This window comes from Enterococcus malodoratus ATCC 43197 (assembly GCF_000407185.1).
Classification (GTDB): Bacteria; Bacillota; Bacilli; order Lactobacillales; family Enterococcaceae; genus Enterococcus_A; species Enterococcus_A malodoratus.
Genome location: NZ_KE136481.1, coordinates 1,415,127 through 1,434,635 on the forward strand (window position 1 = coordinate 1,415,127; position 19,509 = coordinate 1,434,635).

Annotated in this window: 20 protein-coding genes; 5 read left to right on the forward strand and 15 right to left on the reverse strand. The window is 41.9% G+C overall.

Features of this window, described 5'->3' with window-relative positions; translation table 11 throughout:
• From citE to I585_RS07085, 7 genes are all read right to left on the reverse strand, one after another.
• Complete coding sequence (gene citE, locus I585_RS07060) at positions 1 to 888, reverse strand: citrate (pro-3S)-lyase subunit beta (protein ID WP_010743077.1); 888 nt, start codon at positions 886 to 888, stop codon at positions 1 to 3.
• Entirely contained in the window at positions 876 to 1,184 is a 309-nt protein-coding gene (citD, locus tag I585_RS07065) for a citrate lyase acyl carrier protein (protein ID WP_010743076.1), read from the reverse strand. Before citD ends, citE begins: the two co-directional genes overlap by 13 nt.
• The gene (gene citC / locus I585_RS07070) at positions 1,148 to 2,191 is read right to left on the reverse strand and encodes a [citrate (pro-3S)-lyase] ligase (RefSeq protein WP_010743075.1); all 1,044 of its coding nucleotides are present in this window, start codon (positions 2,189 to 2,191) and stop codon (positions 1,148 to 1,150) included. Before citC ends, citD begins: the two co-directional genes overlap by 37 nt.
• Before the next feature lie 16 nt (positions 2,192 to 2,207).
• Positions 2,208 to 2,333, reverse strand: a complete 126-nt coding sequence (locus tag I585_RS23820; RefSeq protein WP_010743074.1) for an OadG-related small transporter subunit — start codon at positions 2,331 to 2,333, stop codon at positions 2,208 to 2,210.
• Positions 2,334 to 2,394: 61 nt separating this feature from the next.
• The gene (locus I585_RS07075) at positions 2,395 to 3,510 is read right to left on the reverse strand and encodes a sodium ion-translocating decarboxylase subunit beta (RefSeq protein ID WP_010743073.1); all 1,116 of its coding nucleotides are present in this window, start codon (positions 3,508 to 3,510) and stop codon (positions 2,395 to 2,397) included.
• A 30-nt stretch (positions 3,511 to 3,540) separates the two neighbouring features.
• Positions 3,541 to 3,918, reverse strand: a complete 378-nt coding sequence (locus tag I585_RS07080) for an acetyl-CoA carboxylase biotin carboxyl carrier protein subunit (protein WP_010743072.1) — start codon at positions 3,916 to 3,918, stop codon at positions 3,541 to 3,543.
• Between the two features lie 14 nt (positions 3,919 to 3,932).
• Positions 3,933 to 4,214, reverse strand: coding sequence for a hypothetical protein (locus tag I585_RS07085; protein ID WP_111945121.1), 282 nt, complete (start codon positions 4,212 to 4,214; stop codon positions 3,933 to 3,935).
• Positions 4,215 to 4,653: 439 nt separating this feature from the next.
• Between I585_RS07085 and I585_RS07090 the strand changes: the two genes are divergently transcribed.
• The 3 genes from I585_RS07090 (at position 4,654) to citG (ending at position 7,700) form a co-directional block, all read left to right on the forward strand.
• Positions 4,654 to 6,000, forward strand: a complete 1,347-nt coding sequence (locus I585_RS07090) for a CitMHS family transporter (RefSeq protein ID WP_010743070.1) — start codon at positions 4,654 to 4,656, stop codon at positions 5,998 to 6,000.
• 97 nt (positions 6,001 to 6,097) lie between these two features.
• Entirely contained in the window at positions 6,098 to 6,793 is a 696-nt protein-coding gene (locus I585_RS07095; RefSeq protein WP_010743069.1) for a GntR family transcriptional regulator, read from the forward strand.
• Positions 6,786 to 7,700 (forward strand): triphosphoribosyl-dephospho-CoA synthase CitG, encoded by a 915-nt coding sequence (citG, locus tag I585_RS07100; protein WP_010743068.1) that lies wholly within the window; start codon positions 6,786 to 6,788, stop codon positions 7,698 to 7,700. Before I585_RS07095 ends, citG begins: the two co-directional genes overlap by 8 nt.
• Here the strand turns inward: citG and I585_RS07105 are convergent.
• Positions 7,646 to 8,356 (reverse strand): response regulator transcription factor, encoded by a 711-nt coding sequence (locus I585_RS07105; protein WP_010743067.1) that lies wholly within the window; start codon positions 8,354 to 8,356, stop codon positions 7,646 to 7,648. The two genes, citG and I585_RS07105, sit on opposite strands and share 55 nt — an antisense overlap.
• A 51-nt stretch (positions 8,357 to 8,407) precedes the next feature.
• Here I585_RS07105 and I585_RS07110 point away from each other — a divergent pair, with 51 nt between their 5' ends.
• On the forward strand, positions 8,408 to 10,180 hold the full coding sequence (locus I585_RS07110) for a sensor histidine kinase (protein ID WP_010743066.1): 1,773 nt from the start codon (positions 8,408 to 8,410) through the stop codon (positions 10,178 to 10,180).
• A 162-nt stretch (positions 10,181 to 10,342) separates the two neighbouring features.
• Here I585_RS07110 and scrK read toward each other — a convergent pair whose 3' ends face one another.
• The 5 genes from scrK to I585_RS07135 all read right to left on the reverse strand — a co-directional run bounded on the left by scrK (position 10,343) and on the right by I585_RS07135 (position 15,914).
• Positions 10,343 to 11,221 carry a fructokinase ScrK gene (gene scrK / locus I585_RS07115; RefSeq protein WP_010743065.1) on the reverse strand — a complete coding sequence of 293 codons (879 nt, stop codon included), beginning with the start codon at positions 11,219 to 11,221 and terminating at the stop codon, positions 10,343 to 10,345.
• A 20-nt stretch (positions 11,222 to 11,241) separates the two neighbouring features.
• Complete coding sequence (gene mngB / locus I585_RS07120) at positions 11,242 to 13,923, reverse strand: mannosylglycerate hydrolase (protein WP_010743064.1); 2,682 nt, start codon at positions 13,921 to 13,923, stop codon at positions 11,242 to 11,244.
• Between the two features lie 90 nt (positions 13,924 to 14,013).
• Positions 14,014 to 15,114 (reverse strand): PTS fructose transporter subunit IIC, encoded by a 1,101-nt coding sequence (locus I585_RS07125; RefSeq protein ID WP_010743063.1) that lies wholly within the window; start codon positions 15,112 to 15,114, stop codon positions 14,014 to 14,016.
• Between the two features lie 18 nt (positions 15,115 to 15,132).
• Complete coding sequence (locus I585_RS07130) at positions 15,133 to 15,456, reverse strand: PTS fructose transporter subunit IIB (RefSeq protein WP_010743062.1); 324 nt, start codon at positions 15,454 to 15,456, stop codon at positions 15,133 to 15,135.
• Entirely contained in the window at positions 15,453 to 15,914 is a 462-nt protein-coding gene (locus I585_RS07135) for a PTS sugar transporter subunit IIA (RefSeq protein WP_010743061.1), read from the reverse strand. The genes I585_RS07130 and I585_RS07135 overlap by 4 nt, the downstream gene beginning before the upstream one ends.
• A 413-nt stretch (positions 15,915 to 16,327) precedes the next feature.
• On the opposite strand from I585_RS07135, the gene I585_RS07140 reads away from it, so the two are divergent.
• Positions 16,328 to 18,262: a BglG family transcription antiterminator gene (locus I585_RS07140; protein ID WP_010743060.1), complete on the forward strand. Its 1,935-nt coding sequence runs from the start codon at positions 16,328 to 16,330 to the stop codon at positions 18,260 to 18,262.
• Between the two features lie 35 nt (positions 18,263 to 18,297).
• Here the strand turns inward: I585_RS07140 and hxlA are convergent, their stop codons facing one another.
• Together hxlA and hxlB are read right to left on the reverse strand one after the other, a co-directional pair.
• Complete coding sequence (hxlA, locus tag I585_RS07145; RefSeq protein ID WP_010743059.1) at positions 18,298 to 18,924, reverse strand: 3-hexulose-6-phosphate synthase; 627 nt, start codon at positions 18,922 to 18,924, stop codon at positions 18,298 to 18,300.
• 21 nt (positions 18,925 to 18,945) lie between these two features.
• Positions 18,946 to 19,509, reverse strand: a complete 564-nt coding sequence (hxlB, locus tag I585_RS07150; protein WP_010743058.1) for a 6-phospho-3-hexuloisomerase — start codon at positions 19,507 to 19,509, stop codon at positions 18,946 to 18,948.

A 19,509-nucleotide genomic window follows, 5' to 3' on the forward strand; every position in this document is an offset into this window, starting at 1 on the left:
TTAAATCTCCTCCTCTGTAATCAGTTTGGCGGCTTTAGCTATCGCGATCACGCGCTCTGCCCGCTCAACGATCGGCTTGTCCACCATTTTGCCATTCACTGAAATGACACCCGAACCTTTGGCCTCCGCCTCGCGAATTCCCCAAATCACTTCTTTCGCATTTTGCAGCTCTGCTTCAGTCGGCGTATAAATCGCATTTACTAAGGGAATCTGGCGTGGATTAATGACTGATTTTCCATCAAAGCCTAATTGTTTGATCAAGGACACTTCATTTTTGAAGCCTTCCGCATTATCCACATCGGAATAAACCGTATCGATTGCTGCGATTCCAGCTGCTCGACCAGCATGCAAAATCATACTGCGGGCAAAAAATAATTCTTGTCCATCTGGATAGCGCTTGGTTTTCATGTTGGTCACATAGTCTTCCGCACCTAGAGCGATCCCAATCAAGCGAGTTGAAGCCTTCGCAATTTCTCGGGCATTCAATACGCCTTCAGCCGACTCGATGGCGGCCATCATTTTGGTTGTCCCAACCGGGATTCCGTTGGCCGCTTCGACGTTGGTGATCACCTCATCAACATCCACGATATCTTGCGCTGTTTCTGTTTTCGGCAACCGAATCACATCTGCACCTGCCAGAACCATCGCCTCAACATCGGCCGCGCCATCTGTATCTAAACTGTTGATCCGCACAACAGTCTCAACCTGACTAAAGTCAAAAGTCTTCAAGGCAAAATGAACCAGCACGCGGGCAGAATCTTTTTCCTTTAAAGAGACCGCGTCTTCTAAATCAAACATAATCGAGTCCGCTCCATATAGCGGGGCATCTCTCAACATCGCCGCATTCGCTCCGGGAACAAACATCATCGTTCTTCTTAAACGTCCCATGAGTCGATCTCCTTCCAATTGTAGGCGGATTCTCCGGCCGCCCGATAAACTGTCGTGATCGTTCGTGCTTTGATCGTACAGTCCAACGCGCCCTTATCCACCGCGATGACTTTGGCGGATGAAACGCCTAATTCTTTTAATGTGTCTTTGATCACTTGTCGAATCTGCTGACCAAATTGCTTTTCAACACTGCTGTCCAGAGAAATACTGATCTCCGGTTGAGAATTTCGGTCAATGGTGATCATGATATCACTTGATTCTACTGTCCCAGTGACAGCTTTTTGCTTGATTTCCACTCTTCCTCACCTCTTGATTGAATTTGTTCTTTCAAATAATCGTAGGTCGTTGCTGGTAATAATCTGCTAAGTAATTCCTGATTATTTTGCTGATAAGCTGCTCGTACTTTAGTAGCGCTAACGATCTCTCCTTCAACAGCGATCCTAGGTAAAATAGATAACGTCAATTCTTCACCAAATATTTTTTGCATCGTTTCATTATAAATTTCCGTGACCTCTGAATAAGGTTCATCCCCTACAAAGCGCCGTTTAATGGCTAAAACTGGCGCAATTTTCTCTTTAAACAAAAGAGCATCCAGCTCCGCTTGTTGGGAAGCCTTTTTCGCTTCAGTCCGATCTTTCAAAAAATAGGTAGGAAAGGTCGCCGATGAGATCAAATAGTGCCCCGTCAATAAGACCTCAACGTTTTTTAGATGCGCCACACCTCGTTTGACCATCTCCAACCGATCCTCCGTAGAAAATTCAGAGCGATCTTCCGATAAGACAAAAACATAAACGAGCGGACTTTCCTGTGCGGCCCTCTCAACCAAATACTGATGTCCTTTAGTAAAAGGATTAGCATTCATCACGATCCCGCTAGCACTGTCACCCTTTTTCTTCCGACTTAAATACTCGAGATAGTCCTCAAAGGTCGGCAATCCTTGCTCCATAAAAAGAATCTGATCGGTCTTCACGATTTCATGAAACCCTAAAGATTGAAAAATAGCTTGATTGCTTGGCTTAGTATATAGAAAATAATGTGTCTGGTTTTCCTCTCTCAATCGTTCTAATAAATGAATCACCAGCCGCGTTAATAAGTTTTCGGATTGAAATTCTTCTGCTACAGACAAACATTTGAGAATGTTTCGTTGATAAGAGCCCGTTGCGATTAATCGGTCGCCCTGATAGATCCCCGCACTGTAATCAAGTTTTTCATTCACATCGATCTTGCTCTCTCGCAATAATAACGACCAATCCTTATATGCTTTAGGATCTTTTTCTAACCAAAGTCGTTTTATCCTGTACATACGGCATGCTCTTTTCTTAACGTTTTACTGGAAATAATTTCGTTAATGCCAGCGACGCCAAATAAATGACCATGATTACGACAAAAACGCCGCCCCAGCCCAGCACCAATAACTCCAATGATTTTTGCAATGCTTCTGACATGAAACTTCCTCCTTGTTTCTATTTAATAGGATGACTTTTGCGGTGATTGATAGTTTATTGATTAAGTCAATAACGCCAGTAGTAAACCGCCGGCGATAACCGAGGCAATCTGACCAGAAACATTGGCGCCCGCCGCATGCATCAGAATAAAGTTTTGTGGATCTTCATCCGTCGCCATTTTTTGGATCACGCGACTAGACATCGGAAAGGCAGAGATTCCTGCGGCACCGATCATTGGATTGATTTTTTCTTTTCGGAATAGATTCAATAGCTTGGCAAAAAGTACGCCGCCCACTGAGTCCATAACAAATGCAACCAGCCCTAAACCGATAACCATTAATGTATCTAATCTTAAAAAATCGGCATATTGCATTTTGACTGAAATTGTCAGCCCCAATAAAATACTGATGATATTCACTAATTCGTTTTGCGCAGTTAGAGACAATCGTTCCAATACACCACATTCTCGCAATAAGTTCCCAAACATTAAAAAGCCGACTAACGGTAAAGACACTGGTGCAATCAAACCCGCTACGATCGTAATAACGATCGGGAATAAAATTTTAGCTGTTTGCGAAACTTCGCCCGCGCGGTAAGTCATGCGAATCGTTCGTTCATGTTTCGTTGTAACTGCCTTGATGGCAATTGGCTGAATGATCGGTACTAAGGCCATATAAGAATAAGCCGCGACCATGATCGCTCCCATATATCTTGAATTCAACGTATTCGCCACAAAAATAGAAGTTGGGCCATCGGCTGCACCGATAATCCCGATCGATACCGCATCGTTCAAGTCAAAACCGATCACTACGGCAACGATGATTGTAAAAAAGATACCGAATTGTGCCGCAGCACCAAATAATAGTAGAAATGGGTTTTGCAGCAATGGGCCAAAGTCGATCATCGCTCCGATCCCAATAAACAACAGTAATGGGAATAGCTCAGTACTGATCCCAAAATCAAATAAAACTTGAAAAGGTCCTGCTTCTCCGCCAGCGCTCAACACACCGGATGCTGGGAAATTCACTAGGATGGTTCCTAGCCCCATAGGAACAAGCAGCGTTGGTTCATACTCTTTCTTAATTCCTAAATACATCAATATTCCGCCGATAACCATCATCACTATCCGACCTGGCTCTTGGCCCATACCTATTACACCTTGGATCAACGTCTCCAAAAATCTTCACTTCCTCTTTTAAAATAATAATTAATTGATCGTAATCAACGCTTCACCAGGATTGATGACATCGCCTTCTTTTACATGCAGAGCAGAAACCGTGCCGGCTTTCCCAGCAACAATCTCATTCTCCATCTTCATTGCTTCTAAAATCATCAATGGCTGGTTTTCTTTTACCGGACTGCCGGGCGCCACTAAAATCTTTAAAATCGTTCCCGGCATTGGTGCTGTGATGGCATCCGCCCCTGCTGGAGCAGTTTCTACTATCGGTTCTGCTGCTGGTTCCGGATCAAGTGTTGCAGTCGCGGCCATCGTCGGTGCAGCAGCTGGTTGTGGTACGCCGCCGATTTCTTCCATTTCAACTAAATACTCGCTGCCATCAATGGCAATTTTGAATTTTCTTAACATAATGATGCCTCCATCTATTTTTTCTTAGCTACTCTTTTTACATTCAGCTGATTTCCATTCATGGTGGTCGCCGTTAAGCTGGCCGCAATCACTGAAACCAAACGAACTTCGGGGTTGCGTTTCATAATTCTTTTTACGACAAACTGGCTGTTCGGGTGGTCGCCCGCAGCAATAGCTGTAGCAATCAAACTGACACGTTCATGCTCATTTCTATCTGAAGAAACAAACGCAGGCAGCGGCTTCCAGCACGACTCAACATCTTTATTTTCGTTATTTTTAGGTTGTTTCTCAGCCATTTTTCGTTTTCCGAGTAATCGTTCAAAAATTCCCAACACGCTACTCCTTTCCAACTATTTTTTTGCTCATCCACATTATAGAAGCATTCCAAACAGAAGAAATATAATTTAGTTAAACGAATTGTTCTTTCATTGTTTTTATTTTAAAAAAATCGATTAAAAATCATAAAAACGTTGATATAAAAGGTTTTTAACAGCGTTAAGATTTTGTTAATAACTTATTAAACAATGGCTAAGAATTATCAATTGAGAATTGTTCTTTTTCTGTTTTTTACGAAATTCCCGCTATCTAAATACTTGCATTTTGATTATTCTATAGTCGTCAAGCGGAGCAATTCTATCAAAACAAGCAGCTGCCATGGAAGAACTTCTATATGTTATTACGTTTTTTAATCGGTATTTATTGTTAACGCTTACAAAGAATAGAGAGGAGAATATCATGTTACTAACTGTTTTATCTTATGCAATGATCATCATCTTCATGTTTGTAATAATGAAAAAGAAAATGTCGCCCTTTACCTCGTTAGTGATCATCCCATTGGTTTTTACGCTGGTGGCGATGGCTTCAGGTGTAGCCAAGAAAGGAAATATTGGGGATTTTGTTTTAGAGGGGATTCAAACGACAGCAAATACGGGAATTATGTTACTATTCGCGATTCTTTACTTTTCAATTATGCTGGATGCCGGACTATTCGATCCAATCACGAAAAAAATGATCCTCTTTGCCAAAGGAGATCCAATGAAAGTTTTGGTTGCAACGGCGGTCGTTGCTGCGGCAGTTTCATTAAATGGTGATGGAACGACAACAACACTGATTTGCTGTTCTGCTTTCATTCCGATCTATAAGAAGTTGAATATGAAAATGATCAACCTTGGTGTTTTGGTAATTTTACAGAATACCATTATGAACTTACTACCTTGGGGCGGACCTACTGCACGAGCGATGGCGGTTCTAGAAGTAGACGCCGATATTCTGACTTATTTAGCTCCGGGAATGATCATTTCCCTTCTATATGTCATCTTCTTTGTTGCTCGTCGAATGGGTAAACAGGAACGTGAACGCTTAGGGATCACAGAATTGACCGATGCTGAAATCGAAGAAATGACCACCGTTACTGATCCCGAAACACTAAAGATCCGGCGGCCAAAAAACTTCCTATTCAATGCTGTACTGACATTTATTCTAATTGCTTGGCTGGTTTCCAGCTCATTCATTCCATCTATCGCGATGCCTCCGCTGCTATTGTTCTTGATCGGAACGTGTATCGCATTGATGGTCAACTATCCAGTTCTAAAGGATCAGTCAAAACGGATCGGCGACAATGGCGGCGACGCGGTCCAAGTAGTCATCTTAGTATTTGCGGCGGGCGTTTTCATGGGCTTATTCCAAGGTTCAGGAATGGCGGAAGCTTTGGCCTTGAGTTTCACCCAAATCGTTCCGAAGCAGCTTTCTGGTTTCTGGGGGCTGGTCATCGCTTTGATCTCTGCTCCAGGGACATTCTTCATTTCAAATGATGGTTTTTACTTTGGTGTCTTAACGGTTCTTGCCGAAGCCGGTCGTGAATACGGCTTCACCAACATGCAAATGGCTCTGGCTTCTTTAATGGGACAAGCGTTCCATCTATTAAGTCCTTTAGTCGCTTTCATCTATCTATTGCTTCGTCTAACTGGTTTGGACATGGGGCAATGGCAAAAGGAAACCGCAAAATACGCGTTAGGCGTTTTCGCAATTTTCATCGGTACGATTGTTTTACTTGGCCATATGCCAATCTATATTCCACAATAATCAATTAAAGGGATCAGGCTGTCTTAGCAGCCGGTCCCTTTCAGACGTATATCTTTTATGTATGGACTGTTCATTTTTTTACGAAAGGAACCTTTTTATGAATACAGTCGTCGAATCTGTACGAAAAAATTTAGATTTTACTCAAAACAAAACATTAAAAATTTTGATTTATGAAGCGTTCAAAAAAACTATAGTCCTGGGAGATATTCCAGCAGGCTCAAGAATCAATGAGAACGAGTTCGCCGATGTCTTGAATATCAGTCGAACGCCGATTCGTTTCGCCATGTCGCAACTAGTGAAGGAGCAATTAGTCGAACATGTTCCTCGAGTCGGCATTGTGGTCAAAGGAATCAGTATCAAGGATGCTCATGAAATTTATGAGATTCGAAAATCGTTAGATACTTTAGCTACGATCGCCGCGATGAAACAAATGAACGAAGAAGATTTTGCCGAACTGAAGAAAATTTTGGAACGTGGTGAAGAACTAAATAAGGAAGAAAAAGTCGACAGTGTCCTGCAGAATTTTTCTGATTTTAATGCCTTCATTTACGAAAAAAGCCAAATGTTTCGTTTGAAATCCTTTGTCCTAAGTCTGCAAGCCTACTTGCTCTACTTTAGAGATATCGCCATTCGTTCATCTGATCGTCGGGATCGAGCATTGGAGGAACATTGGCTGATTTTCCGCGGTATGCAAACCAAAGATGAGGATCAAATTCAATTAATTACTCATGAGCATCTTGATCACTCATTGAAATTTATTCTAGCTGAAATGGAGCGGCGCAAAATTGATTGAACCAACATTACAAACGATCGCTGCCTACGCGGAAAAAGCGCTGCTTTATGAAGTCTCACTGTCGCCAAAACCTGGTTTGGTCGATCGTTTAACTAATGGTGCGCATCAAGACATGGATTACGATACTTTTATTGACAGCATCACTGGCCTGCGTCCGTTTTTCATGCGCTACCTTCAAGCCGGCTTTAAACATCATGGAACAATGCCGCAATTATTCACACAACTGCGCCAAATCGGAATCGAAGCAGAAGCGGCTATGTTGAAAGCAACCGCTGGTATCAACACGCATAAGGGAGCGAATTTTTCTTTTGCCATATTGCTTGGCGCGACCGGCTACTATTTACAGCAATCATCCGCTCTTATTTTCAGTCCCGAGGATAGTCAAACGATAGTCCAATTAGCTAGTGAGATGACCACGGCTCTTGTCGAAAAGGACTTTCAGCAGTTACCAGCAAAAAAGAACCTATCTTATGGCGAAAAATTATATCTAGATTATGGACTGACCGGTATTCGCGGTGAAGCCGCGGCGGGCTATCCATCGTTAACTAAGCTTTCTCTCCCTTATCTGCGAAAAAGAAGCGAAGAAGCGACCGAAATACGCCTCTTACGAACTTTGATCTATTTAATGAGCGAAGTGGAAGATGGCAACCTTTTGCATCGCGGCGGCTATCAAATGTGGCAGCTCGTTCAAATGGAATGCAAAAAAATTCATCAAGAGAAGCTTCCCGCAGAAGAATTTCTTGATGAATTGGTACGTTATGATCGGCTCTTGATTCAACGGAATCTAAGTCCTGGTGGTTCCGCTGATCTTTTAGCATTAAGTATTTTTTTTGGTTTCTTAGAGGAGCTATTCTACTCTCCTTCTGGAATGAACGTGTACCCAATGCCCCAAACCGTTTTCAAGTAGCGGACATTTTTAGTGTCATCTTCGATTTTGTTTCGCAGATGATTGATGAAAACCATAATGGTATTCGCATCAAATTTGCCGTCATCCCAAACTTTGCTGTAAATCTGTTCTTTGGAAAAAACTTGATCCGAATTTTCCATAAAAAACTGCATAAGCTTGATTTCCTTTGACGATAGCTTAATCAATTTCTCATTTTTGAAAAATTGATAGCGTAATTTATCTAAGCGAAAATTGCTTTTCACAATCTCCTTGTCACTGTTTTTCCGTGTCTGATCACGAATCAGTTTACCTCGGTCAAGCGTTGTTATGACTTGGGTTTTTAGGATATTTGGTGAAAATGGTTTGGTCAAATAATAGTCGGCGCCGACTTCCAATCCAGCGATAATTTCTTCTTCACTTTTTTTTCCGCTTAAAAAAAAGATTGGTACGATGGGATCTTGTTCACGTATAATCTGAGCTAAGTGATAGCCGTCATTTTCATGCTCCAGGCTAACATCTAACAGAAAAAGATCGAATTCGATTCTCGAAAGAATATCCACAGTTCGCTCAACGGAATCACTTTGATAAATAAGGATGCCCGTCGATTGTAATGATTTCCAAATTAACCGTCGAATCGCTGGATCATCATCAACTACCAGAATTTTTTCTTTTCGCATTGTCGCTTCCTCCTCGTGTTTCTGGACTGATTTGTATGAAAGGGTTAGGTCATGAAAAAACCGTCGAACAAATGGCTCTATGTCGGAATTATCACCGTATTATGTTTAACTATCTTAAGTATTCTTTATACCGCTTTTAGCTATTACAACACTCAAAAGCATGCATTAAAAATAGGTCAAAGTCAATTAGCAATCATAAATAATTCAACGATCAAAATTTTACAATTAGAGCTTGAGGCTTATTCCCTAGCACTGGAAAATTGCGCTACAGATATCCAAAACGGTGGACACGGCACAGTTCAAAACCAGCTGCAGAAAGAAGTGCCCGCCGCAAAAGGAATCTATCAGATCCAACCAAACGATCAGTTCAATAAAGGCTGGCAATTTCAAAAACATAAAATGCTTGATGCGGCGACTGCACCGGATTATCTCAAAAATGATCCTTTGTATTTAGACGCTTTACAGGGAAAAATTACGAAGAACGGACAAGCCTATTTTTATAAAAATACTTCCTATTTAAATTTGTATTATCCCATCTTCAAAGATTCGCAGATCCAATCGCTGATTGTTCTGCCTATCGATCTTGAAAAAGTCTATCAGAACAACTTTCAGCAGAATGAACAATTGAATGGATACTCCATGGTGAAAGATCAGGACATGGAAATTATTATGCATCCATCCACTCAGCAAATCGGATTATCTGTGGTAAAGGATCGCAAAAGAGAATTCCCTGACCTTGATTATTCTGATTTGAAACGCCTAGAAAAAGATCAATTGACTCATCAATCGGGAACCTTGAGCTATTATTCTTATTGGTGGACAGAAAATACACCAAAAAAGGTGTTGAAAATGACCGCTTATCGCTGGATCACTATTGGCGATGCTAAATGGATCGTGGCCAGTGTTTCTGATTTTAACGAACGCAACGGAACCGTTTTACAAAAAAGTCTGATCACATTGGCCTTGCTGGCTATTCTATTGATTGTAATTATCCTTCTTGCAATCACGATGCGCAACTATGCGAGACATAATCATATCTATTTGGAAAATATTCGATTAAAGGAACGACAGGCGTCCTTGAAGGAAAAGCATTCCTTAGAAAAGAATCTATTGCAAGAATCTAAATTGGAGACTATCGGCCTATTGACCACCTCGATCGTTCACGACATGAATAATTTCTTGACGCCGATGATCGGCAACCTGCAACTATTGATCGACGAACACAAAGACAATGAACTGCTCATCGCTGATTTGAACGAGGTCTACCATGCTGCTGAAAAAGGTCAGCAGTTATCAACTAATGTGCTCCGGTTCAGCCGTGTCAGTAATACCCAGAAAAAAACGTTCTCTATTAATGCCGTTATCAATGAAGCGCTCGATACGATGAGTATCTTGATTCCCAAATACACTAACCTAACACGCGATCTTCAGACAGATGGTCTCTGCTATATAGAAAAAGACGATTTACAAATTATTTTGTACAATTTGATCACTAATGCCTATCAAGCACGTAGTAAAGGAAATGTCATCCATGTGACGACTTATTCCGCTGATAAGCAGCAACTAGCACGTTTTGAGAAACATTCCTTAGGTTATCAGCATAAAAATATTCTTGTGATTGAGGTTCGAGACCATGGTCCCGGAATACCAAAAGAAATTGGTGATAAGATTTTTACGCCGTTCTTTACGACCAAACCAACCGATGGCGGAACCGGATTAGGATTGTTCATCGTCTCTTCAATCATTAAGAAAAACGATTGGCTGCTGGAAGTCGAAAGCTCGACGGATGGAACCCTCTTTCGAATTGCTCTGCCGATAAATTAATAAAACGATGCCGAATTTTTGGCATCGTTTTTTTGATGCAATCATCCGCTTCTCACTTAATTATAACGAGGATTCTTTTATCTAGACAGGAAGTACAACGAAAGAACAATCTTTTCAATTAATACACAACGAAAAAGCCGCCAAATTCGGCGGCTTCATTTTTTATGAGTGTAATTTTGCTTCTTTGGCTAGTGCTAGACAACCGATCGTTCCCGCATTGTTGCCAAGTTTCGGAGTAACGATATAGTCCTCTAATTCTGGTGTCTTCACATATTCGTTCACTAGTTCCTTAAAGCGAGCACGTACTTTTTTAACTAAGTGTTCTTGCTGCATCACACCGCCGCCAAAAATGATCACGTCTGGTGAAAACATCAAGGTCGTGTTGTAGGCGCATTGCGCGATGTAATCGGCTTCGATCTCCCAATAGGGGTCGTCTTCACTCAAGTCTTGCCCCTTGCGTCCTAAACGTTTTTCAATGGCTGGGCCTGCCGCCATACCTTCCAAACAATGTCCATGGAAAGGACAGCTGCCTGCAAAATCATCATTAGGATTACGACTCACCAGCACATGTCCCATCTCTGGATGGCTGAAGCCTTCGATGAAATTGCCCTTTTGCAAGGCACCGCCGCCAATACCCGTACCGATTGTGTAATAGACGACACTATTAACACCATCGCCACGGCCTTTTACATATTCGCCATAACAAGCGGCGTTCACATCTGTCGTCCAAGCGATTGGTAAATCGAATTCTTGCTTTAACGCGCCAACAAAATCAAAATTTTGCCAAGCAAGTTTCGGCGTTGAAGTAATATAGCCATAGGTTTTCGAATCCCGATGAATATCGATCGGACCGAATGAACCAACACCAATACTGACTAGTTGTTCCGCATATTTCTTGAAAAAGCCGATCACCAAGGCCATCGTTTCTTCAGGTGTGGTCGTTGGGTAGCTGGCCCGTTCTACGATTTCCAGCTCACTATCTCCCACAGAGCAAACAAATTTTGTTCCGCCGGCTTCGATGCCGCCAAATAATTTTTCCACTAAGCTTCACTCACAATCATTTAGATTTGTTCCACATACAAGGTCACAAATTTCGCGTGCCCGATGTTTTCAAGCTCTATTGTATCATTAATTATTGATAGCGGTTCCTTTGTTTCTTCTTTCAAGTCAACTTTTTCTGCTGCTTTGACGGCATGATTAAAGGTAATCTTTGCTCGACCATTTTCCTTCAACAGACCATTATAAAGACGTAAGATATATCCTGGCCGGTCTTCGGCTTTTTTCAAGACACTTAAAGTCAAATTCCCTTCGATTTCAAAAAGGCTGAAATTCGCCGGCAAAGTCTTTTCCACATCGCCTAAAGTAAAGATCAGACGCGAATTTAAAAACTCTGCATATTGATAAACTTCGATCGGTGTAACCACTTGTTTCGCAAGTTGCGCAACGTTTGACTGATCGAAACCATCCGCAAAATAAGCCACTGAAAAATCAAAGCTCATAGTTTTGTGGCATTGTGCATCGGGAGTAGCAATTACGGTCTCACCGGATGCACGACCCGGACGATACATCAGATTCTCTTTGCCCATAAAGCCATAGGTCCGGAAAATCGTTAAACGAATCGTATCGAAAGCTTCACCAACAATCTCATACTCTCGCACAGCTTTTGGCATCACGGAAACACCACGACGCTCCTCGAATAGACTAACGAAGGATTGACACGTTTCAACCGCAATCGGCTGTTCATTCCACTGCTCTTTATTGGCTTCCCAAAGCGCCATTTCCTTTTCAAAAACAACTGGACGCTCCAGCGTACCAAATTGCTGATCGGCGATCGAGAATTTCGAAGCGATTCCGGTATCAAATAGGACACAAACGCGATGACTATCCACCTTTTGATTTTCGGCAGTCAATGTGAAATCAATGATCGGCGAGTTTTTCCTTAAGGCTAATTCTAAAGCGATCGGGAATTCCGCCGAGGCCTTTTTCTCAGCCCGTTCAGCTAGATCCTTTGGTACCTTCAACATGAATTCTAAACGCACCGACTGATAAATAGCCGACTGCTTGATCGTGATTTCCGGTTCGAAATCAGCGGATGAAATCACCCAATCCTTAACTGGCGGCGAATAGTTGAAGGAATCACCATCATCCCCGTTTTCTTCAATGATTCCTTGATTCTTATAGAGTACTTCATTGGCTTTATCTAAAATATCTAAAGATCCGTTCTTATTGACTGTGATGTGGTAATAGCCATTTTCGATCACGTTATCAGAGATTGTCTGCAATGGTGCACTGCTGTCACCTTTAAGATCGATGGTCAATTGTGTATAGCCAACGCTTGGTACTTTGCTTGCTTCGAATGCGATTTTGGCTTTGTAGACTTTTTCTGGCAAATAGATTTCCTTAACAGAGTTCAATACGTTGCCTTGATTTAAGACATACTCTGTTTGATCGATCAGTTCTAAAATCGTGTATGGCAAAGAATCGCCCGCTTGATCAAGAAGCGCGAATTCTTTTTGCGGTAGGTAAACTTCCGCTTCAATCACACCTTCACGTTCTGTGTCATAAGTATTGAACAGCGTAAATGTGATTTCGTGTGCCTGCGGATTATCGATTGCGGTCGAGATTTGGCGCAAGGTTAATTCAACTAAGTTCATAGAGATATCCCGAGCCTGCTTGTAGCGCATATAGACATCTTCATTCGTTGTGTCCGATACACAGGAACCGATAGAATCATGGGCAGCATTCTCAAACATCAGCTTCCAGATTTCTTTGACTGTTTCGACAGGATATTCAAAACCGAGCTGCATCGCCATCGTCAGTACCGGCTCCATTACGTTCACTAGATAATGCTGAATCTGCGTGTTCATCGCCTTTAAATCAGAACGGGAAGAGAAAATCGTTTTGTGGATGCGCATCAGCTTGCCATTGATCAATTCACCCGCGACCTCTTCTAATTCCGGCTGACGTTCTTTAACTGCTGCGATATATTTTTCGATTGTTGAAAATTGCAGCTCGTATTCCGCTTGATAAAGTTTATTCATTTGACCGACTAGCTCAGGCAAATTTTCTCGCACGGGTGCTTGGTCAAAACCATTTGGGAAATAGACTTGATCGGTCGAACTGCGTCCCCATGTTGTTTTGAAGGGCTCTTGATGTAAAAATTCTGCTAAATCTTTTTCCCGTTCAGGAATCGCACCGCCGATATAATAACCGCTAGGAATTTGATAAACATTGACCACCGAACCATCTTCTCCGCGCCAAGTGTATTCTGTATGGGCCACATCGTCGTCACTCACCCCGCGCCAAAACATCGTGTCCTCGATACCAAACTCACGATAAATTTGCGGCATACTGGCTGCTTGCCCAAAGGAATCGGGCACATAGCCGACATTCATATAGTCGCCGAATTCTTCGCAAATCTTCATGCCGTATAACATATTGCGGACAATACTTTCACCAGAAATTACCAGCTGATCCGTTTGGGTATACCACGGACCAATAATCAGTTTGCCTTGTTGAACCAATTGCTTGATTCTGGCTTTATCCTGCGGACGCCAGTTCAAATAGTCATCCAATAGCGAGGCTTGTCCATCTAAAATGAAACTATCATAGGGCGTGTCTTTTTCTAACTGCTCCAAAACTTTTTTCAAATCGTGCATCAAATAGATTTTTGAACGACTGGTAGTAAAATACCATTCGCGATCCCAATGACTGTGAGGTACTACGTGTACTGTTTTTTTCATACAAAAATTCCTCTCGTTTGATTAAAATAGGCACTCAACGATTTTCACCGTCAGTGCCTATTAATTTTTTTCGTTTGTCGAACCCGCTTTTTAATTTTCAAAGCTGACATCTATGTCTTCCAAATCGATGTCTTCAGCTTTATCTTCCTGTTTGTCGAAGTTCACGAATAGTGGAGCGACAAAGCCGATAAAGGCTGCCCCAACGAATAAACCGACTAAGTAAGCCCAGCCATTACCAACGGTGAAGAATCCATAAATTCCTCCGACCGGCGGCATTTTTGCGTACATTCCAAGGGCAATACCTAACCCAGAAGCGATCGCACCGCCAATCATGTTGATTGGTACTAATTTCAAAGGGTTCACTAAAGTAAATGGAATCGCCCCTTCCGTGATCCCGATAAAGCCCATCACAAAATTGTTGCGTCCTGCATCCAATAATTCTTGGTTGAAACGTTTTTTATGGAACAAAGTAGCTAACGCATAGCCAAATGGCACAGCACAAATCGCTACATTTACAATAATCGCTGGTAAATAAACGCCTTCTGCCAATAGAACATTTCCGGCCATCCAAGCGGCTTTGTTGACTGGTCCGCCTAAGTCAGAACCGATCATTGCGCCCATGATCATCGCAAGCAAGATCTTGTTCACATCGTTTTCGATCATCGTACGAATCCAATCAACGAGACTGGTATTAATCCACGCGAGCGGTTCGGACAATAGAGCACCCATTACGATCGCTACCGATAATGTCGCGATCAGCGGTAAAATCACTAATGGCATAACCCCTGAGAATGATTCCGGTAATTTGATTTTTTCTCTAGACCATTTCACTAAATAACCCGCTAAGAACCCGGCAATTACAGCACCAAGGAACCCGGCATTGGTACTTGTCGCCACCGCACCGCCGATAAAACCAGCACCCAACGCGGCTTTGTCTCCAATAGAATAAGCAATAAATCCAGCCAATACCGTATTGATCAACCCGATCCCGGTCCACCCAACTTGCTCAATCAAATAAAGTGCATGCTTCAAACCTTCTGTTTCTGCGTAAGGATCTAAACTCGTCAGTCCCATACCCAATGCAATCATTTTCGGAATCGCGACGACTAAAGAAGCACCAATAATCAACGGCAACACAAAACTGATTCCACTCATTAAATGACCTTTGAAATCTGCTAGAACTTTTTTCATCATTCTTGCCCCTTTTCTTTAATTAGTTTGTCTTTGTTCAACAGCAGCGATACATTTCTTCAAAACAGCTTCCGGCGCTTTAATACATGTATTGATATTCACGCGAAGCTGCGGTTTTCCATCGAAGCGTTCTAAGCCAACAACCTTTTGATCCGTCGCCAACAGTAAAAAATCTGCCGCTCTTGCTTCTTCCGGGGTAATCTCATTGACCTGTCCCAGTGATCCTTGTTGTTCAATTTTGACATCATAACCTAATTTTACTCCAGCCTTTTCTAGTGCCTTCGCTGCCATCGGTGTGTGTGCCAATCCTGCTGGACAAGCGGAAATTCCTACGATTTTCATATGATCCTCTCTCCAATCATTTCTTTTTTAATCAATTCTACTAATTGTGTTTTATTCTCAGATTGTTGAATCTGCTGAGTAAACTCGTCTTCTAGCAAAGCCGTTGCCAATCGACTCAGCATTTCCAGATGGACGGTTCCTTCATCTTTTTTTGGAACCATCAAGGCAAAAACATTTTTTACCTCAGAATCATCAAAGGTTTCCCATTCAACTTCATGTTTTAAGCGAATAAACAAAACCGTCGGCTCCAAAACTGTCTCTGCCTTCGCATGAGGAATCGCGAAGCCATCTTGCAGTCCAGTCGAATACTCCGCTTCCCGTTCGTTAAAAGCCGTACAAGTTTCGGCCGCGTTCGCGACATAACCTGATTCATAGGCATAATTCGCTATAACTTCAAACAGTTCTTCTTTCGAAGCGACCGCTACATCCAGAAGGATATTATTTTCTTTAAAGTCCATATTGGAAACTCCTTTCTCATAATTTAGGAAGTAATTTTTTAAGAAAAATTTCTTACCTTCGAGCCGTATACCATTCCACTAAAGATATTATTCATATCTAGTTGTTACCTTTACTAATCAGTTTTTTCTTATAATAAAACTGTGAAAAGTGGAACTGGCATCCTTTCTCATAATTTAGGAAGTAATTTTTCTTTGTAGTTATTTTGACTCGTGTTTCGTTTTTCTTTACACGTTTAATTTACGAGTTCTGGGACGCTATGTAAACACTTCCAATTTCCAACTAATTTGGCAATTGTTAGTAAAACGTTTTCCAAAGGGATTGCCAACTTTTTTGGAAAATAGCGGTACTGCTGAAAGATTTCAATCTTTTCTTCTATACTGTATGATTGTTTTAAGTACCGGAGGTGAACCAAGTGTCGAAGCTTGCTTATCAACGATTAGATGACCTATTGGAATTATTAGCCAAACAAACCACACCGCTGCCGATGAAGGAATTAGCCAAGAGCTTTTCCATTTCTGAACGAACCGTGCGGACAGACATTGCGAATCTGAATGACCTATTAAGCAATGTCGGTGCCACGATCACACTGGTTCGGGGACAGGGCTATTTGCTGACGATTCTTTCCAAAGAACAATTCAATGACTGGTGGACAAAAAGCATGTCTTCTGCAGATTCTTTTTTGACGACAAGCGAAGAACGACAGGCATATTTACTCTTTCTTCTATTTAAGAATGAAACCCCTTTACCATTAGACGATTTTCTAGATCAGCTGTTCATTAGTAAAAACACGTTCTATTCCTATTTGAAAACTGCGCGCGATAATTTGATGACCTATCAATTAAAAATCGTGAATCGTCCGAATATTGGTTTTGAGCTTTTAGGGAATGAATTTGCGAAACGACAGGCGATCAGCGATTTGTTGATCGAAAAGGATTTGCAAGAATATTTGATTGGTTTCACTGAAATGGAGCTGGCTCTCTTTGATAATATCGACCTAGAGCTCTTACAGGACTTAGAACTCACCTATCTCGCACCTTTGGAATTATTGGATTCGGATTACTATCATAAAAATATCCTTTCTCATTTTGCATTAGCGATCAGCCGCTTTTTAGCGGGTCATGAAATGACTGGATTTCCTTTGCGTGTACCAATCCTAAAACAGCATGCACAAAAAGCCTTATGTCATTTTTTAGATGAGATTGACCAAGCCTTTGATATTCAATTGAGCAGTGGAGAAAAAGAATATTTCACCTACTATTTAGCATTGAATGCTCCGCGGTTAGTTGAAACAGCATCGACCAGCAATTCTTCTAGTGAGACAGCCAAAGCGATCGTTGATGACTTACTGCATGCCATTAAACGAACGTCTAATTTTGACTGGGTCGAAGATAAGATGCTGATTGAAGACCTAACTTCTCATATCGAAGGTTTTATCAATATGAACTTAATGGAGGCACGCCGCAGCAATCCCTTATTAGCAACGATCAAAAAGTCCTTTCCACAGGCTTATGATCTCTGTTTGACTCATTTAGAAATATTGGGCAAACAGCATGGATTGTATTTTTCTCAGGATGAGGTCGGATATATCGCACTGCACATCGCCGGCGCAATGGAAAGAAACTCCAGCAGTGCCCATCGAAAATATCGCGTAATCCTAGTTTGCGGGACCGGTCGCGCTATGAGCCGGATCATTGAAGCTAAGATCAACAAAAATTATCAAGAAACGATCGAAGTAGTGGATCGCCTTTCGTATGTGGAGTTGCAGCAGCACAATCTATCCACTGTTGATTTTGTGATCACGACCGTTCCGTTGGAGCAATTAAGTATTCCTCATATCTATATCAATATGGCAAAATTAGATAAAGAAATCGTAAAAATCGAACACTTCATAGAGAATTTTAAAGGCTCGAAGGCCGAAATCTACTCATTATTTTACGAAGACTTTTTTCTTCACGAAGATTTTGATACTAAGGACCAACTGCTTAAAAAAATGACTCAGCAATTATTTCAAAAGGATTTTGTCCCAGAGAATTTTCATGCCAGCATTATGAAACGAGAAGCGATCAACCAAACCAATATTAACGAATGGTTGGCGATCCCGCATCCGATGTCCTTATTAGCCAAACAATCTGCCGTGTCGGTAGCAGTCATTCCGAATGGTGTAGATTGGGGCGAAGGCGATCTGGTAAAATTCGTCTTCCTCTTTGCTATCAGCAAGGAAGACTACGAGGATACCGAAGAGATCTACAGCCTGCTGCTAGAGTTAATGGAACGTGAAGACATTCAACAAGCGATCTTGCAGAACAGTGAATACAAAAACTTTTTAGAGCACATCAAACAATTATAAAAAGGAGCCGGGAAATTTTCCCAGCTCCTTTAAATCTATCTCAATGCCGCTTTGATACTTTTCGCAGCCTTTAGCGGATCGGCCGCATTTAAGATTCCGCTACCGACAATCACGATATCTGGTTCTAATGCGACATAATCACCAACCGTTTCACTGTTAATTCCGCCGGCTACAGCAACTTTTACTTTTTTCGTATATTGCTTCAATTCTTTTAAATCCTCCAAAGGTGTTCGTCCAGCATGCTGCTGATCTGCCCCAGTATGAACCGCGATAACATCAACACCTAAAGCCTCAATAACCGGAATGCGTTCAGCATAATTCTGTACACAAATCAGGTCTACCATAACTTGCCGATCCTGTTTTTGCGCCTGTTCCACACACCCCTTGATCGTCAAATCATCGGTGATTCCTAAAACGGTTACATATTCAGCGCCGGCATCATAAGCCAATTGCGCTTCATACGCCCCCGCATCCATAATTTTTGCATCACATAATACTTCAAGCTTCGGATAACTCGCCTTAATTTGGCGCACCGCTTCACGGCCTGCATCAATCAAAAACGGTGTGCCTACCTCCACAATATCAACATACGGATGCAGTTCTTTTAATGCCTCAAGTGCCTCAGCTAGATTTAACTCGTCAATCGCTAATTGTAATTTCATTTATTTTCCTCCTTTATGACTTCATTCTAAATTCGCGTGCTTTTCAAATGCACGATCCGTTGGTATCTTTTGTTCTAGCGCCAGCTCAACAATCAAGGAATCCGCCAGCAATAGCACTGCTTCTTCAAACATACTGCCGCCAGGTAAAATCCCCTTTTGGTTCTCTCCACTCTCGGGAAGTTTGTCCGTATAGGCTGGAATTCTGATGATTCCAGCTGATAGTTTTGCTAAAGTCGATTCTGGAAAAATGGTCAGGCTGATGATTTCTCCGCCAATTTCTCGCGCTTTGCTTGCTGTGTTGATCAAGGATGTCGTTTCGCCTGATGCGCTGGCAAGTATCAATAGATCATCTGGCAAAAATGCCGGTGTCGTCACTTCGCCTACGACATAAACGTCATAACCTAAATGCATCAAGCGCATTGCTAATCCTTTTAACATCAGCAATGAACGTCCCGCTCCCGATACGAAAATTCGCTTTGCTTGCTTAATTCCTGTAGCCAAACGATCGATTTCTTCTTGATCGATGTTCTTCAACGTATTTGCTAGTTCCATCGCCGCTGTATAAGCTACCTCTTTGGTTTCCAT